At 68.0% G+C, this 16,656-nt stretch carries 13 protein-coding genes; 9 read left to right on the top strand and 4 right to left on the bottom strand.

Translation table 11 applies throughout. The features are described 5' to 3' along the window. A complete protein-coding gene (locus GH815_RS07175) occupies positions 1-3,348 on the bottom strand; it encodes a transglutaminase family protein (RefSeq protein ID WP_153748082.1) in 3,348 nt (1,115 codons plus the stop codon). Positions 3,349-3,685: 337 nt separating this feature from the next. Between GH815_RS07175 and rpsD the strand changes: the two genes are divergently transcribed. From rpsD to GH815_RS07150, 5 genes are all read left to right on the top strand, one after another. Next, on the top strand, positions 3,686-4,306 hold the full coding sequence (gene rpsD / locus GH815_RS07170; RefSeq protein WP_343030706.1) for a 30S ribosomal protein S4: 621 nt from the start codon (positions 3,686-3,688) through the stop codon (positions 4,304-4,306). 135 nt (positions 4,307-4,441) lie between these two features. After that, a complete protein-coding gene (locus GH815_RS07165; protein ID WP_153748081.1) occupies positions 4,442-4,978 on the top strand; it encodes a TIGR00645 family protein in 537 nt (178 codons plus the stop codon). A gap of 73 nt (positions 4,979-5,051) precedes the next feature. Next, positions 5,052-6,137, top strand: a complete 1,086-nt coding sequence (hisC, locus tag GH815_RS07160) for a histidinol-phosphate transaminase (protein ID WP_153748080.1) — start codon at positions 5,052-5,054, stop codon at positions 6,135-6,137. Then, positions 6,134-7,054 (top strand): prephenate/arogenate dehydrogenase family protein, encoded by a 921-nt coding sequence (locus GH815_RS07155; RefSeq protein WP_153748079.1) that lies wholly within the window; start codon positions 6,134-6,136, stop codon positions 7,052-7,054. The genes hisC and GH815_RS07155 overlap by 4 nt, the downstream gene beginning before the upstream one ends. After that, positions 7,051-7,899: an extensin-like domain-containing protein gene (locus GH815_RS07150; protein WP_153748078.1), complete on the top strand. Its 849-nt coding sequence runs from the start codon at positions 7,051-7,053 to the stop codon at positions 7,897-7,899. Before GH815_RS07155 ends, GH815_RS07150 begins: the two co-directional genes overlap by 4 nt. On the opposite strand, the gene GH815_RS07145 is transcribed toward GH815_RS07150, so the two are convergent. Then, positions 7,896-8,897, bottom strand: a complete 1,002-nt coding sequence (locus GH815_RS07145) for a DUF2125 domain-containing protein (RefSeq protein ID WP_153748077.1) — start codon at positions 8,895-8,897, stop codon at positions 7,896-7,898. The genes GH815_RS07150 and GH815_RS07145 overlap by 4 nt on opposite strands. A 66-nt stretch (positions 8,898-8,963) precedes the next feature. Here GH815_RS07145 and GH815_RS07140 point away from each other — a divergent pair, with 66 nt between their 5' ends. From GH815_RS07140 to GH815_RS07130, 3 genes are all read left to right on the top strand, one after another. Then, positions 8,964-9,503, top strand: coding sequence for a gamma-glutamylcyclotransferase (locus GH815_RS07140; RefSeq protein ID WP_153748076.1), 540 nt, complete (start codon positions 8,964-8,966; stop codon positions 9,501-9,503). Positions 9,504-9,571: 68 nt separating this feature from the next. Continuing rightward, positions 9,572-10,774: a biopolymer transporter ExbB gene (locus tag GH815_RS07135; protein WP_153748075.1), complete on the top strand. Its 1,203-nt coding sequence runs from the start codon at positions 9,572-9,574 to the stop codon at positions 10,772-10,774. A gap of 4 nt (positions 10,775-10,778) precedes the next feature. Beyond that, complete coding sequence (locus GH815_RS07130) at positions 10,779-12,314, top strand: peptidoglycan -binding protein (RefSeq protein ID WP_153748074.1); 1,536 nt, start codon at positions 10,779-10,781, stop codon at positions 12,312-12,314. 78 nt (positions 12,315-12,392) lie between these two features. Here GH815_RS07130 and clpA read toward each other — a convergent pair whose 3' ends face one another. Both clpA and gloB read right to left on the bottom strand, forming a co-directional pair. Further along, entirely contained in the window at positions 12,393-14,723 is a 2,331-nt protein-coding gene (gene clpA, locus GH815_RS07125; RefSeq protein ID WP_343030705.1) for an ATP-dependent Clp protease ATP-binding subunit ClpA, read from the bottom strand. A 161-nt stretch (positions 14,724-14,884) separates the two neighbouring features. Then, positions 14,885-15,652, bottom strand: a complete 768-nt coding sequence (gene gloB / locus GH815_RS07120) for a hydroxyacylglutathione hydrolase (protein ID WP_153748073.1) — start codon at positions 15,650-15,652, stop codon at positions 14,885-14,887. Between the two features lie 64 nt (positions 15,653-15,716). Here gloB and GH815_RS07115 point away from each other — a divergent pair, with 64 nt between their 5' ends. Further along, a complete protein-coding gene (locus GH815_RS07115) occupies positions 15,717-16,463 on the top strand; it encodes a class I SAM-dependent methyltransferase (RefSeq protein WP_153748072.1) in 747 nt (248 codons plus the stop codon). Positions 16,464-16,656 lie beyond the last annotated feature (193 nt).

Genomic DNA, 16,656 nt, shown 5'->3' with positions numbered 1-16,656 from the left:
TCAGATCCCGGCCGCCCGGCGCAGGTCGAGCGTCATCGGAAACTCGGGATGCGGGGTGTCGGGGGCGGGCCAGTAGCTGTCGGGCGTGTGGCCCATCTTCTCGAACCGCGCCAGACGCCGCGCCTCGGCCTCGTTGGCATTGACCGGGAAGGTGTCGTAGCTGCGCCCGCCGGGATGGGCGACATGATAGGTGCAGCCGCCCAGCGCGCGGCCCGACCAGGTATCGAAGATGTCGAAGGTCAGGGGCGCATTCACCGGCAGGACGGGGTGCAGCGCCTCGGCCGGTTGCCACGCCTTGAACCGCACGCCGCCGATGGCAGTGCCGCTGGTTTCGGTCGCATGCAGCGGCACCGCGCGGCGGTTGCAGGCGACGATGTAGCGCCCCGGGTTCGAGGCGGTCAGCTTCACCTGCATCCGTTCCACCGAACTGTCGGTATAGCGCACGGTGCCGCCGATGGCGCCGCGCTCGCCCAGCACATGCCAGGGCTCCAGCGCCTGACGCAGCTCCAGATGCACGCCCTCGTATTCCACCTCGCCGCAGAACGGGAAACGGAACTCGGCTTGCGCCTCGTACCATTCCGACCGGAAGGCAAAGCCATGCTCCGACAGGTCGCGCAGCACGCCCAGGAAATCGGCCCAGACGAAATGCGGCAGCATGAAACGGTCATGCAGTTCGGTGCCCCAGCGCACCGGCTTGCCCTTGACGGGGTTCTGCCACAGCCGCGCAAGAATCGCCCGGATCAGCACCTGCTGGGCAAGGCTCATCCGCGCATCGGGCGGCATCTCGAAGCCGCGGAACTCGACCAGCCCCAGCCGCCCAGTCGGCCCGTCGGGCGAATAAAGCTTGTCGATGCACAGCTCGGCGCGATGGGTGTTGCCGGTGACGTCGATCAGGATGTTGCGCAACAGCCGGTCGACCAGCCAGGGCGGCGGCGCCGCGCCTTCGCCGGGATCGGGAAACTGGCTCAGCGCGATTTCCAGCTCGTAAAGGCTGTCATGCCGCGCCTCGTCGATCCGCGGCGCCTGGCTGGTCGGGCCGATGAACAGCCCCGAGAACAGATAGGACAGGCTGGGGTGCCGCTGCCAGTACAGGATCAGCGAGCGCAGCAGATCCGGCCGCCGCAGGAAGGGGGAATCGTTCGGCGTGGCGCCGCCGACCACCACATGATTGCCGCCCCCCGTGCCGCAATGCTTGCCGTCGATCATGAACTTGTCGGCGCCAAGACGGGCCAGCCGCGCCTCCTCATAGACGCCAAGGGTGATCGCCTTGCACTCGTCCCAACTGGTGGCGGGATGGACATTGACCTCGATCACGCCGGGATCGGGGGCAACGCGGATCACGTTCAGCCGCGGATCATGCGGCGGCGCATAGCCCTCGATATGCACGGGCAGGCCCATTTCGGCGGCGGTCGCCTCGGCTACGGCGACAAGTTCCAGATAATCCTCGGCATCCTCGACCGGCGGCATGAAGACGCAAAGCCGCCCGTCGCGCGGTTCGACCGACAGCGCGGTGCGCACTGCATCGGTGCCAAGCTCCTGCTCGCGCACATCCTGCCCGGCGGTGCCCTCGGTAAACCGGGCGACGGGCTGGGCATGGCCCGGCGTGGTTTCCGGCAGCGCGGCCCGCGCGGCGCGGTCGGCGGCGTCGAACTCGGGCAGGGGGCCGCGCTCGATGGTCGGGTCGGTGACATAGGTATAGGGGAATTGCGCGGGCGGGATATGGGGCAGGCTGCCCAGCGGCAGACGATACCCCACCGGGCTGTCACCGGGCACCAGAAACAGCTTGCCCCGGCGCATCTTCCAGCGTTCGGAACGCCAGCGCGGACCGCTCGCCTTTGACTGCCAGCGCTGGATCGGCAGGATATGGCCCGCAGGTTCGGTCAGTCCACGGGCAAAGACGCGGGCGATGCGGGCGCGTTCCTCTGCATCCTTCAACTTGGAATTCTCGGGCGTCACGTTCTCGGGCAGGTTGCCTTCCTTGACGATCCATTCCGCCGGATCCTCATAGGCGGGCACCACCAAATCGGGGTCTACCCCCAGCCGCTCGGCCATGCCATGTAGCAGCGCCGCGGCCTCATCCGGCCCCGCGCCGGTCTGCGCCGCTTCCTCGGCGATCAGGTCCGGGTTCTTCCAGATCGGCTTGCCGTCGCGGCGCCAGTAGAGCGAAAAGGTCCAGCGCGGCAGCGTCTCGCCCGGATACCACTTGCCCTGCCCGTAATGCAGGAATCCGCCCGGCGCGAAGCGCTCGCGCAGCCGCCGGATCAGCCGGTCGGCCAGCCCGCGCTTCATCGGCCCCACGGCGGCGATGTTCCACTCATCCGACTCGAAATCGTCGATCGAGACGAAAGTGGGCTCGCCCCCCATCGTCAGCCGCATGTCGGCTGCCGCAATCGCCGCGTCGACCCGATGGCCCAGCGCGTCCAGCGCCTGCCATGCCTCGTCGGAAAAGGGTTTGGTGATGCGCGGATGCTCGGCGGTGCGATGCACCTCCATGTGAAAGTTGAAATCGACCTCGGCATAGCTGGCCATGCCGGTGATCGGGGCGGCATTGCGGTAATGCGGCGTTGCAGCCAGCGGGATATGGCTTTCGCCGGTCAGCAGCCCGCTGGTCGGGTCCAGCCCGATCCAGCCCGCGCCGGGCAGATAGACCTCGCACCAGGCATGCAGGTCGGTGAAGTCGTGATCGGTGCCGGGCGGCCCGTCGAGCGCCACCAGATCGGGCTTCAACTGGATCAGGTAGCCCGACACGAAGCGCGCGGCAAAGCCCAGATGCCGCAGCACCTGCACCATCAGCCAGGAACTGTCCCGGCACGAGCCCGATTTCCGCCCCAGCGTATCCTCGGGCGTCTGCACGCCGGGTTCCATCCGGATCACATAATCGATCTCGCGTTCCAGCCTTGCATTCAGCGCGACCACGAAATCGACGGTGCGCGTCACCTCGCGCGGGATCGTGGCAAGAAAGGCGGTCAGCAGCGGCCCCGCAGGCTCGGGCGCGCGATAGATCGACAGATCCTCCACCAGATCGGCAGGGTAGTCGAAGGGCCATTCCTCGGCCGTTTCGTCCACGAAGAAGTCGAACGGGTTGTAAACCGTCATGTCGGCGACCAGATCGACCTCGATCCGGAACTCGCGCACCGGCTCGGGAAAGACGAAGCGCGCCAGCCAGTTGCCATAGGGATCCTGCTGGTGGTTCACGAAATGGCCCTCGGGCAGAACCTTCAGGCTGTGCGAGATCACCCGCGTCCGGCTGTGCGGCGCCGGCCGCAGGCGGATCACCTGCGGGCCAAGGCTGACCGGGCGGTCATAGCGGTAATGGGTCAGGTGACGGATGGAAGCGGTGATCGCCATGATGTCTCGCGCGGTTTTGCCCGCAGCAAAGACGGTTTTCGCAGGGCTGTAAACCGCTTCGGCCGGTTTCCTGCGGATCGGCCCGCCGCAATGGCCTGCGCCGCCTGCCGAACAGGCAGCGCGCCCGGGGCGGGGGGGCGTGCAACCCCGGCGGCAGGCATTGACAGCGCGGGCGGCATCTGTATAAGCGCGCCATCCCGGCCCCCGTGGCCGGGTCTTTCATTGGTGTTGGTGGCCCCCGCAAGGGGATGCCTGTCGGCCCCGGACCAGACCCGGGGCAAAGGACAACGCCCTTCATTGCCGCCCCCGCGCGGCGCCCGATTGAAGGAGATCAGCCGTGACCAAACGCACCGCTGCCAAGTACAAGATCGACCGCCGGATGGGCGAAAACATCTGGGGCCGTCCGAAATCCCCCGTCAACCGCCGCGAATACGGCCCCGGCCAGCACGGCCAGCGCCGCAAGGGCAAGCTGTCCGATTTCGGCATGCAGCTTCGCGCCAAGCAGAAGCTCAAGGGCTATTACGGCGACCTGACCGAGAAACAGTTCCGCCGCATCTATGCCGAGGCCGAGCGTCAGCGCGGCGACACCGGCGAGCTGCTGATCGGCCTGCTGGAACGCCGTCTGGATGCGGTCGTCTACCGCGCCAAGTTCGTGCCCACGATCTTTGCCGCCCGGCAATTCGTGAACCACGGCCATGTCCTTGTGAACGGGCAACGGGTCAACATCCCGTCCTACCGCGTCAAGGAAGGCGACGTGGTCGAGGTGCGCGACCGCTCCAAGCAGATGGCCGCCCTGCTCGAAGCCGTGCAACTGGCCGAGCGTGACGTGCCCGATTACATCGAGGTGGACCATTCCAGGATGACCGCGAAATTCGTGCGCACGCCCGGCCTGTCGGATGTGCCCTACCCGGTCATGATGGAACCGAACCTCGTCATCGAATTCTACGCGCAGAACTGATCCTTCCGCGCAGCGAAACGGCATCGACGGCCCGCCCCGGACAGGGGCGGGCCGTCTTCGTTGCGTGCCGCTTGCCAGCCCGCCTTGCGGGCAGTAACGCTCGGTCCGGGCGCGCCGACAAAAGGGACTCGCGGAATGGCCGAAAAACCGGCTCTTGAAAGCAATTTCGAACGCAGCCTGTTCGCCTCGCGCTGGCTGATGGCGCCGATGTATCTGGGGCTTGTCGTGTCGCTGGGGATGCTGGCAATCGTCTTCCTGCGCGAACTGGCCTATTACGCGCCGCAGGTTCTGACCATGTCCAGCGACAAGGCGATCCTGGCGATCCTGACGCTGATCGACCTGACGCTGGCGGCCAATCTTCTGCTGATCGTGCTGTTCTCGGGCTACGAGAATTTCGTCTCGAAACTCGATATCGGCGAACATGTCGACCGGCCCGACTGGATGGGCGCGGTGGATTTCTCGGGCCTCAAGATGAAGCTCATCGCCTCGATCGTGGCCATCTCGGCGATCCACCTGCTCAAACGCTTCATGGAGATCGGCCAGCAGGCCGCCGATGCGGTCTTTGGCAGCGAGGAACTGTTCTGGCTGGTGGTGATCCACATGGTCTTCGTGCTGTCGGGCGTGCTGATGGCGGCGATGGACTGGCTGTCGGCGCGGGCCAAAAAAGGCTAGCCGCACCACCCGTTTTTCCCGCTGGCCTCGTCCCGGCCTGTCGGCTAGGGATGCCCCGCAAGGAGAGACGCCGATGACCCTCATCATGCCCCAGCCCGGGATCCTCGATATTGCCCCCTATGTGGGCGGGCAGTCGAAGATCGCGGGGATGTCCGACGTGATCAAGCTATCGTCGAACGAAAACCCCTTTGGCCCCTCGGAAAAGGCGCGGGTGGCCTTTGCGCGGACCGTCCACAGCCTGCACCGCTACCCCTCGACCGACCATGCCGAGTTGCGCGCCGCCATCGGCGAGATCCATGGGGTCGATCCCGCCCGCGTGATCTGCGGCGTGGGCTCGGACGAGATCATCACCTTCCTCTGCCAGGCCTATGCCGGGCCGGGGGATGAAGTGATCCATACCGAGCATGGCTTTGCCATGTACCGCATTTCGGCGCTTGCCGCCGGGGCCACGCCGGTCGAGGTGCCCGAACGTGCGCGCGTGGTCGATGTCGACGCGATCCTTGCCGCCTGCACCGACCGCACGCGGCTGGTCTTCATCGCCAACCCGGCCAACCCCACCGGCACGATGATCCCGGCCGAGGATGCCGCGCGGCTGGCCAATGGTCTGCCGCCGCAGGCGATCCTGGTGCTCGACGGTGCCTATGCCGAATTCGTCGACGGCTTCGATGGCGGCGCGGCGCTGGTCGAGGCGCGGCAGAACGTGGTGATGACGCGCACCTTCTCCAAGATCTACGGTCTGGGGGGCTTGCGCATCGGCTGGGGCTATGGCCCGGCCGAGGTGATCGGCGTGCTTGACCGCATCCGCGGGCCGTTCAACCTGTCGACCACCCAGCTTGAAACCGCCGAGGCCGCACTGCGCGACATCGACTACACGCGCCATTGCCAGGCCGAGAATGCGCGCATGCGCACCTGGCTGACCGAGGCGCTGAACGGCATCGGCGTGCCGACCGACCAGAGCCATGCGAATTTCGTCCTCGCCCGTTTCGCCGATCCCGACGAGGCGCGCGCCTGCGATGCCTTCCTGAAAACGCAAGGGCTGATCGTGCGCATGGTCGTGGGCTACAAGCTGCCCGAGGCGCTGCGCATCACGGTCGGCGACGAACCGGCCTGCCGCCGCGCCGCCCATGCCATCGCCCGCTTCCGCGAGGGCGCGCGATGAGCGTGCTCTACGACCGCGTGGCGCTGATCGGGCTGGGCCTGATCGCGGGCTCCATGGCGCTGGCCATGCGCCGGGCGGGCCTTGCCGGTGAAATCGTGGGCACCGCGCGCTCGGCCGAAACCCGCGCCATCGCGGCCGAGATCGGTCTGGTCGATCGGGTGACCGACACCGCGGCCGAGGCGGTCGCCGGGGCCGATCTGGTGGTTCTGGCCGTGCCCGTGGGCGCGATGGGCGCTGTGGCCGCGGAAATCGCGCCGCATCTCGCACCCGGCGCCACCGTGACCGATGTGGGTTCGGTGAAGCGCGCGGTGATCGACGCGGTCGGCCCCCATATTCCCGAAGGCGTGCATTTCATCCCGGCCCACCCGCTGGCAGGCACCGAACATTCCGGCCCCCGCTCGGGCTTTGCCGAACTTTTCGACAACCGCTGGTGTCTCCTGGTCCCCGTGGACGCTACAGATCGCGTGGCAGTAGACCGGCTGCGCGAATTGTGGCAAAAGATGGGCGCCAATGTGGAGGAAATGGATGCCGACCATCACGACCTGGTGCTGGCGGTGACAAGCCACGTGCCGCACCTGATCGCCTATACGATGGTCGGCGTGGCCGATGGCCTGCGCCGCGTCACCGACAGCGAGGTGATCAAGTATTCGGCCGCGGGCTTTCGCGATTTCACCCGTATTGCAGCGTCCGACCCGACGATGTGGCGCGACGTGTTCCTGACCAACAAGGACGCGACGCTGGATATCCTGGGCCGGTTCACCGAGGAACTCTTTGCGCTTCAGCGCGCGATCAGGACAGGGCAGGGCGAGATGCTGTTCGACTATTTCACGCATACCCGCGCCATCCGCCGCGGCATCATCGAGGCCGGGCAGGACACCGATGCGCCCGATTTCGGCCGCGTTAGGAAGCAGCAATGATCCGCCGATGGGGCGGCGCGCTGGTTCTGGCTCTGGCCGCGGTGCCGGCGCTGGCGGGGCTCGACACCTCGCCGCGTCCCGAACCGCGCCCGCTGCCCGACCCGGTGCAGGTGGCCCGCGCCGAACCCGCCACCCGCCCCGCCCAGATGCCCCCCGCGCTGCGCCCCGCCCCCCCGCGCGAGGCCGTGGCGATGCCCATCCCCGCCGCCGCGCTGGCCCTGTCGCTGCGTCCCCTCCCGCGGCCCGAGCGGCCCTTCCAGACCGCGGCGCTGTCGGCTTCGGGGGTGCGCAGCCAGCCCTCGAACGTGCTGACGGCCCGGCGCGGGGCGATCTGCGGCGATGACCGGATCCGGGGCGAGGAAATCGCGCCGATCCTCAGCCAGGTCCAGGGCTGCGGCGTCGAGCGGCCGGTGCGGGTGACCTCGGTCGATGGCGTGCGGCTGAGCCAGGCCGCAACGATGGAGTGCGACACCGCCCGCGCGCTGCGCCGCTGGGTGTCCGAGGGCGCGAAACCCGCGGTCGGCCAGAAGGGCGGCGGGCTGGTCCAGCTCGAGATTGCCGCGCATTACATCTGCCGGCCGCGTAACCGGCAGGCCGGGGCCAAGATCTCGGAACATGGCCGCGGGCGCGCGGTGGATGTCTCGGCGCTGACGCTGGCCAATGGCAGCCAGATCACCGTGCAGGGCGGCTGGCGCGACCCCGCCCAGAGCAAGATCCTGCGCCAGGTGCACAAGGCCGCCTGCGGCCCCTTCGGCACCGTTCTGGGTCCCGAAGCCGACCGCTTTCATCAGGACCACCTGCATTTCGACACCGCGCGGCATCGCAACGGCGCCTATTGCCGCTAGCGGATCGTGAAATCCGGCACCGGCCCCAGCGGCACCGGGCCCAGCCAGGTCTGACCCGCCGCCAGCCGCAGCGGCACGTCCAGCGTTTCGGGCCGCCCCGACAGCCCGGCGATCAGGCCCAGCGCCTCTTCCAGCCGATCGGCCAGCCCGCCCGGCAACCGGCCAGATGCGCGCGCAATCGCCACCATGTCGCGCCAGTTCGTCGCCCGCACCGTCAGCATGCCCGTGGGCAGGCCCGCCGCATCGACATCCAGCACCCCCGCCGCGCTCAGCTCCAGATCGCCCCATTTCGCGTCCAGCCGCGTCAGTTCGATCCGGGTGATCTGCGGTCGCCGCTCCTCGATCGCGCGCCGGTCCCAGGGCGCGTCGAATCCCAGTACCGCGTCGATGCGCAGATGCTCGAACAGCCCCGGCAGGATGCCCGCCCGGTCGACCAGCGCCACCAGCCGCGCGGGCAGCCGCACCTCCTCGGCCGCAAAGCCGATCCGATGCGCGTTCTCGCGCCCGTCGACGGCCGTGGCGGTCAACGCGCCGCGCGCCAGCGAGGCCTCCCAGCCCAGCGACGAGGCCAGCGACACCTGATCCAGCGCAAAGGCGGCGTCCTGCGCCTCCAGCGCCGGACCGGGGCGCAGGGCGATCTGCGCTTCCATGCGTTCCGCGCCGATGGCGATGGTCTCGTCGGGCGTGGCAAGCTGCTGCACCTCGGGCCAGATCGCCCGCACGCGGTTCGGGCGATACGCCTCGGCCTCGATCCGGAAGACGGGCGCGCTCCAGGCCAGCCCGGTTTCGGGATCGGCCAGCATCAGGTCGCGCAGCATGGTCTGAAAACGCAGCGGAAATCCCGTCACCTGCATGTCGGCGTAATCCGCCGCCCAGCCCTCGGCCCGGCGCGTCTCGACCCAGGCCGCGATGCCGGTTTGCAGCCCGCGCGCTGTGATCGCCCAATAGCCCGACCACAGCATCGCGGCCAGAACCGTCACTGTCAGGATCCGACGCATCGCGCGCCCCCTTTCGCCCGCCCTCGCTTTGCGGTTTACAGGGGCCAGGCAACAAGGACCAGAACGATGCGCGACGGGCTGTGGGTGTTCGGCTATGGCTCGCTTCTGTGGAAGCCGGGTTTTCCGGTGGCCGAGCGGCGGCTGGCCCGGCTGGACGGCTGGCATCGCAGCTTTTGCATGCGCTCGATCCATCATCGCGGGACCGAGACCGATCCGGGGCTGGTGCTGGCGCTTGACGCGGCCCCCGGTGCCACATGCCACGGCGTCGTCCTGCGCGCCGAGCCCGGCACCGAAACCGCGACGCTGGCCTATCTGCGTGAGCGCGAACTGATTTCCTCGGCCTATTTCGAGACCGAACTGGATGTGCTGTTCGATGACGGCTCCGACGGGCTGACCAGCCTGGCCTATGTGATCGACCCCGACCATGTGCAATATTGCGGCGGGCTGCCGCTGGAAGACCAGGCGCAGATCATCGCGCGGGCGGCAGGGGGCATGGGGCCGAACGACGAATACCTGTTCAACACCGTCGATCACCTGGCCGAACTGGGCATCGAGGATGCGGATCTGGCCTGGCTTGCCGCGCGGGTCCGGGCGCTCAAGACCTAATGATAGTTGTTCGGTCGGGTCCGATACCCTAGAATTAGCGGCGACATCAATCGGGACGGGGCGCCCCCATGGCCATGACCGAGCGCGAGGCCGATCCGCAATTCTCCCGGCCGCGGCGCCAGATCCTGCTGATGCTGGTCTCGGTCTGGCTGTTCGCGGCGGGCGCCTATCTGGCCTATCCGCAGGTCGCGCCGGTCTTTCTGGCCAATCTTTATCTGAACGGCGCGATCTTTCTGGTGTTTCTGGTCGGCGTGGTGGCCTGTTTCCTTCAGGTGATCCAGCTGATCGCCTCGGTGCGCTGGATCGAGGATTTCGCCGCCGGACGGCCGGGCCATGAACTGACCCGCGCGCCGCGGCTTCTGGCCCCGCTGGCGGCCTTGTTGCGCAAGCGGCGGGGGCGGCGCATGCAGATCGGCGCGGCCTCGGCCCGCTCGATCCTCGACTCGGTCGCCACCCGCATCGAGGAAGCGCGCGACATCACGCGCTACATCGTCAACCTTCTGATCTTCCTTGGTCTTCTGGGCACCTTCTACGGGCTTGCGACCACCGTTCCCGCGGTGGTCGAGACGATCCGCTCGCTTGCGCCAGAGGAAGGCGAAGGCGGCGTCGCGGTGTTCGGGCGGCTGATGACCGGGCTCGAAGCGCAGCTTGGCGGCATGGGCGTGGCGTTTTCCTCGTCGCTTCTGGGGCTGGCGGGCTCGCTGGTGGTGGGGCTTCTGGAACTGTTCGCGGGCCACGGCCAGAACCGGTTCTACCGCGAGCTTGAGGAATGGCTGTCCACCATCACCCGGATCGGCCTGTCCGCGGGCGAGGGCGAGGGCGAAAGCGGCACCGAAACCGGCCTGCTGGCCGCCACGCTCGACCAGCTTGCCGAGCAGATGGAGGGGATGCACGCGCTCTTTGCCCGGGCCGACGATGCCCGTCAGGCACTGGAAACCAGGGTCGGAGCGCTGGCCGATGCGGTGGAAACGCTGGGCGTCGCCCTCGAGGCGCAGTTGGGCTACAGTCAGGACGTGACCGCCGCGCTGGCGCGCGTTGCGCAGGGCCAGGAACGCGCCGCCGCGGCGATCGAGGCGCGGATGGGCGAAGAGGGCGCGATGGCCGATGCCGAGGCGCGGATGCGCCTGCGTTCGATCGACATGCAGCTTTTGCGCATCCTCGAAGAAATGTCCTCGGGGCGGCAGGAATCCGTGACCGACCTGCGCGGCGATCTGGCGGCACTGGGCCGGGTGCTGTCGCGGCTTGCCCCCGGGGACGAGCGGTGGAGCTGATCCCATGGCGCTGACGCGGCGCAGCAACCGGTTTCAGGCCTCGATCTGGCCCGGCTTCGTCGATGCCATGACCGCGCTTCTGCTGGTGCTGATGTTCGTGCTGTCGATCTTCATGATCGTGCAGGAAGTGCTGCGCGACACGATTTCGGATCAGGAAAGCGAACTGTCCCAACTGGGCAGCGAGATTGCCGCGCTGTCCGATGCGCTGGGGATGGAACGCCGCCGCGGGGCCGAACTGGAACAGCAGATCGGCAGCCTGACCGGCGCGCTGGGGACGGCGCGGGCCGAGGCCGAGGCGCGGGCGGCCCGGGTGGCAGAGCTGGAAACCGAACGCGCGGGGTTGCTGTCCGAACAGGAACGCCTTGCCCGCACGCTGGCCGCGACCCGCGCCGAAGTCGATGCCCAGGCCGAGGCCGCCCGGCTGGCCGCGGCCCGGCGCGAGGCGCTTGAGGCGCTGATCGCCGATCTGCGGGCCGAGCAGGCCGGGACCGAAGCCGCACGCGCCGCACTGGCGGACGAGGTTGCCTCGCTTCAGGCCGACCTGTCCGAAGAAGAGGCCGCGCGGCTGGCCGAGGCGGCGGCGGCCGCGGTGCTGCGCGACCGGCTTGCCGGGGCCGAGGACGCCCTGACCGCGACCACGCTGGCGCTGGAGGCCGAACGCGCCCGTGCCGAAGAGACGCTGACCCTGCTGGCCGCCGCCGATGCCGCCCGCGCCGCGGCCGAGACGCAGGCCGCCGAAACGCTGACCGAGGCCGACCGCCGCGCCGCCCTTCTGGCCCAGGCCAATCGCGCGCTGGCCGAGGAAGAGGCGCTGTCAGCCGAAAGCCAGCGCCGCCTGACCCTGCTGAACCGCCAGATCGCGGCCCTGCGCGCCGAACTGGGCGATCTCCAGGGGCTTCTGGACGAGGCGACCGCGCGCGACGCGGCGGCGCAGGTGCAGATCGAAACGCTGGGCAACCGGCTGAACGCAGCCCTTGCCCGCGCCGCCGCCGAGCAACGCGCCCGCGCCGATCTGGAAGAGGCCGAGCGCAGGCGGCTTGAGGAAGAAGCGCGGCGGCTGGCCGAGGAAAAGCGCGATCTGGAAACCTATCGCTCGGAATTCTTTGGCGAATTGCGCCGCCTGCTCGCGGGGCGCGAGGGGGTGCGGATCGTGGGCGACCGCTTTGCATTTTCGTCCGAGGTGCTGTTCCAGCCTGCGCGTGCGCAGCTTTCGCCCGATGGCGCGGCGCAGATCGCCAATGTGGTCGCCATCCTGCGCGACGTGGCCGACGACATCCCGGCCGAGATCGACTGGATCCTGCGCGTCGACGGCCATACCGACGATGTGCCGCTCGCGCCGGGGGCCGAGTTCGCCGACAATTGGGCGCTGAGCCAGGCCCGCGCGCTGTCGGTCGTGCGCTTCATGATCGACGATCTGGGCTTTCCGCCCGACCGGCTGGCCGCCGCCGGGTTCGGCGAGTTCCACCCGGTCGCCGAGGCCGGGTCCGAGGCCGGGCGCGCCCAGAACCGGCGGATCGAACTGAAACTGACCGAACGCTAGGTACGCGCTTTCCCAAGCGAAATCCCCCGCCGCCGGTCAGGCCGCGGGGGACAGGATCAGGTCCGCAAGGGCGCGGGTCTATTCAGCCGTCAGCAAGGGCGGCTTCTTCGAGTCGATCCGGCGTTTTTCCGGTTCCTCGATCTTCAGGTCGATCTCGCCATCCTTGACGCCCACCTTGACGACTCCGCCCTTGGCGAGCGAGCCGAACAGCAATTCCTCGGCCAGCGGTTTCTTGATCGTCTCCTGGATCACGCGCGCCAGGGGGCGCGCGCCCATCTTGTCGTCATAGCCCTTTTCGGCCAGCCATTCGGCCGCGGGCCGGGTCAGTTCGATGGTGACGTTGCGATCCAGAAGCTGCGCTTCCAGTTGCAGGACGAACTTCTCGACCACCTGAAGGATGGTTTCCCGCGGCAGCGGCTGGAAGCTGATGACCGCGTCCAGACGGTTGCGGAATTCGGGCGTGAAGGTGCGTTCGATGGCCGCCGTATCCTCGCCCTCGCGCCGCTCGCGGCCAAAGCCGATGGCGGCCTTGGCCTGTTCCGCAGCCCCCGCATTCGAGGTCATGATCAGCACCACGTTGCGGAAATCGACCTGGCGGCCGTTATGGTCGGTCAGCTTGCCATGGTCCATCACCTGCAACAGGATGTTGAACACATCCGGATGCGCCTTTTCGATCTCGTCCAGCAGCAGCACGCAATGCGGGTTCTGATCGACCCCGTCCGTCAGCAGCCCGCCCTGGTCGAAGCCGACATAGCCGGGCGGGGCACCGATCAGCCGGCTGACCGCGTGCTTCTCCATGTATTCCGACATGTCGAAGCGCAGCAGTTCCACCCCCAGCGTGGTGGCAAGTTGCTTGGCGACCTCGGTCTTGCCCACCCCGGTCGGCCCGGCGAACAGGTAGTTGCCGATGGGTTTCTCGGGTTCGCGCAGACCGGCCCGGGCCAGCTTGATCGCCGAGGCCAGCGCCTCGATCGCCTTGTCCTGGCCAAAGACCACGCGCTTGAGCGTCACCTCCAGATCCTTCAGAACCTTGGCGTCGTCCTTGCTGACATTCTTCGGCGGGATCCGGGCGATCTTGGCCACCACGGCCTCGATTTCCTTGGTACCGATGGTCTTGCGCCGCTTGCTTTCCGCCAGCAGGTGCTGGGCCGCGCCCGCCTCGTCGATCACGTCGATCGCCTTGTCGGGCAGCTTGCGGTCGTGGATGTAGCGCGCCGACAGTTCCACCGCGGTGCGGATCGCGTCCGAGGTGTACTTCACGTCGTGGTGTTCCTCGAAATAGGGCTTCAGGCCCTTGAGGATCTTGACCGCGTCCTCGACCGTGGGCTCGTTCACGTCGATCTTCTGGAACCGCCGCGACAGCGCGCGGTCCTTCTCGAAGTGCTGGCGGAACTCCTTGTAGGTCGTGCTTCCCATGCAGCGCAGCTTGCCGCCCTGAAGCGCGGGCTTCAGCAGGTTCGAGGCATCCATCGCGCCGCCCGAGGTGGCCCCCGCGCCGATCACGGTATGGATCTCGTCGATGAACAGGATCGCGTCGGGGTGGTCCTCAAGCTCGTTGACCACGGATTTCAGCCGTTCCTCGAAATCGCCGCGATAGCGGGTTCCGGCCAGCAGCGCGCCCATGTCCAGCGAATAGATCGTCGATTTCGCCAGAACCTCGGGCGTTTCGCCGGTGACGATCTTGCGCGCCAGCCCCTCGGCGATGGCGGTCTTGCCCACGCCCGGATCGCCGACCAGCAGCGGGTTGTTCTTGCGGCGGCGGCACAGCACCTGGATGCAGCGTTCCACCTCCTGTTCGCGGCCGATCAGCGGGTCGACATCGCCCTTGCGCGCCTTGGCGTTCAGGTCGACGCAATACTTGCCCAGCGCGGACTCGCGGGAGTCGGTGCTTTCGGACTGGCCCGAGGGCTGGACCTCTTCCTCGAACTCGTTGGCGCCGGTGACCGGGCGATGCTCGCCAAAGGACGGATCCTTGGCGACGCCATGGGCGATGAAATTAACCGCGTCATAGCGCGTCATGTCCTGTTCCTGAAGGAAATAGGCCGCGTTCGATTCCCGTTCGGCAAAGATCGCGACCAGCACATTGGCGCCGGTAACCTCGGTCCGGCCCGAACTCTGGACATGGATCGCGGCGCGCTGGATCACGCGCTGGAAGGCGGCGGTCGGCACCGCCTCCGATCCTTCGATATCGGTGACCAGCGTCGACAGCTCGTCCTCGATGAAATCTGTCAGCGTCTTGCGCAGCTCGTCCATGTCGACCGAACAGGCCCGCATCACCTTGGCGGCATCCGGTTCGTCGATCAGCGCCAGAAGCAGATGCTCCAGCGTGGCCAGTTCGTGACGTCGGGCATTGGCGAGGGCGAGCGCGGCGTGGATGGCTTGCTCGAGTGTGTTCGAAAACGAAGGCACGAGACGCGCTCCTTTTTTCCTGCGGCCGGGGGGCAACACCTGCTCCGACCTTGGTCTCTCAAGGTTAAGTTTTGGTGTTTGTTGGCGGGCTTCAAGTTTTTTCTGTTCAATTCTTGGCCGCCATTCCGGAAACGCCGTGTTTTTCGGCACTTCGGCCGGGGCTAGAAACGGTCCTTGCGGCTGCGGATCTCGGCAAACACCGCCGCGTCCGGGGCGTCCGTCATCCCCAGTGCCCGCTTCACACCGGCGAGCCCCGCGCGCAGGAACGGATTCGTCGCCAGTTCCTCGGACAGGGGCACGGGAACGGTGGGCTGGCCTGCCGCGCGCAGCGCCGCGACCTTGTCCAGCCGGGCCGCCAGCGCCGCGTTGTCGGGCTCGATCGTCCGCGCGAAACGCCCGTTCGCGGCGGTGTATTCATGGCCCGAAAAGACCAGCGTTTCGGGGGGCAGGGCGGCCAGCCTGCACAGGCTCGTCCACATCATCTCGGGCGTGCCCTCGAACAGCCGCCCGCAGCCCAGCGCCATCAGGCTGTCGGCGGTAAAGACCGCGCCCGATCCGGCGAAGTGATAGGCGACATGGCCGACCGTGTGGCCCGGAACCTCCAGCACCTCGCCGGTTTCGTCCCCGATCCGGACCCTGTCCCCCTCTGCCACGGGGGTATCCAGCTTGGGCAGGCGGTGGGCATCGGCCGCCGCCCCCGTGACCCGCGCGCCATGGGCCGTGCGCAGCGCCTCGACGCCGCCCACATGGTCGTGGTGGTGATGGGTGATCAGGATATCGCTCAGCCGCCAGCCGCGTTCGGCCAGCGCGGCCTCGATGGGCGCGGCCTCGGGCGCGTCGATCACCGCCGTCGCGCCGGTCGCCGGGTCATGTGCCAGATAGGCGTAATTGTCGCTCAGGCAGGGGACGGTCACGATCTCCAGGGGCATGGCATTCTTTCTCGGCTTGGCTATCTTGGTCCTGAACCCTGGCCCGAAGGCAGCACGCGCCGCAATGCATCTGGACGTCCTGGACCTGAGGAATTTCTACTACCGCACCAATCTGGGGCGCGTGGCCCAGCGGGCAATCCGCGATCAGGTGGTCGGTATCTGGCCCGAGGCCAAGGGCCAGACCGTGGCGGGCTTCGGCTTTGCCGTGCCGCTGATGCGCCCCTTCACCCATGACGCGCGCCGGGTGATCGCGCTGATGCCCGGCCAGCAGGGGGTGATGCCCTGGCCCGGCGGGCAGGACAATGTCTCGGTCCTGTGCGAGGAAACCGCCTGGCCCCTGCCGGACGGGTTCGTGGACAAGCTGATCGTGCTGCACGGGCTGGAAACCTCGGAGAACCCCGCCGCTGTTCTGGAGGAGGCATCGCGCGTGCTTGGCCCCGGGGGGCGGGCGCTCTTTGTCGTGCCGAACCGCTCGGGGCTGTGGGCGCGGCGCGACGGCACGCCCTTCGGCTTCGGGCGGCCCTATTCCAACGGCCAGCTCGAATCGCAACTGCGCCATCACGGCTTCGAGCCCGAAAGCCATCGCGCGGCCCTGTTCGCACCGCCCACCGCGCGACGATTCTGGCTCAGAACCGCGGGGATGTGGGAAAATGCGGGCCGTCGCATCTCTGCCTATTACGCGGGCGGTGTGCTGATCGTGGAGGCGACCAAGCGCGTCTACCGCCCGACCGGGCTGGCCGTGAAGAACGGGTTGCCGCGTCCGCTGCGCATCCTCGAAGGGCTGCCGACACCCGGCCCGGAACCGGCCTGAACCCCGCCAATCATGGGGTTTCGCTGCTCTGCGGCATGCGCCTGCGCGCCGCGTTCCCGGGCCATGATTCCGCTTGCCAAAGACGGCGTGCGGCGCGACCGTGACAAGCGTGCGAATGGGGGCTCATAGGCGGTTGCGAGGTGCCGCTGCCTCTGCTACACCCACGCCGATTTCGGAGCGTGCCCGCAAGGGT

The sequence above is a fragment of the Rhodovulum strictum genome (assembly GCF_009649175.1).
Lineage (GTDB): Bacteria > Pseudomonadota > Alphaproteobacteria > Rhodobacterales > Rhodobacteraceae > Rhodovulum > Rhodovulum strictum.
Note: the sequence above shows the minus strand (reverse complement) of the source record. Positions and strands in the feature narration are given on the sequence as shown.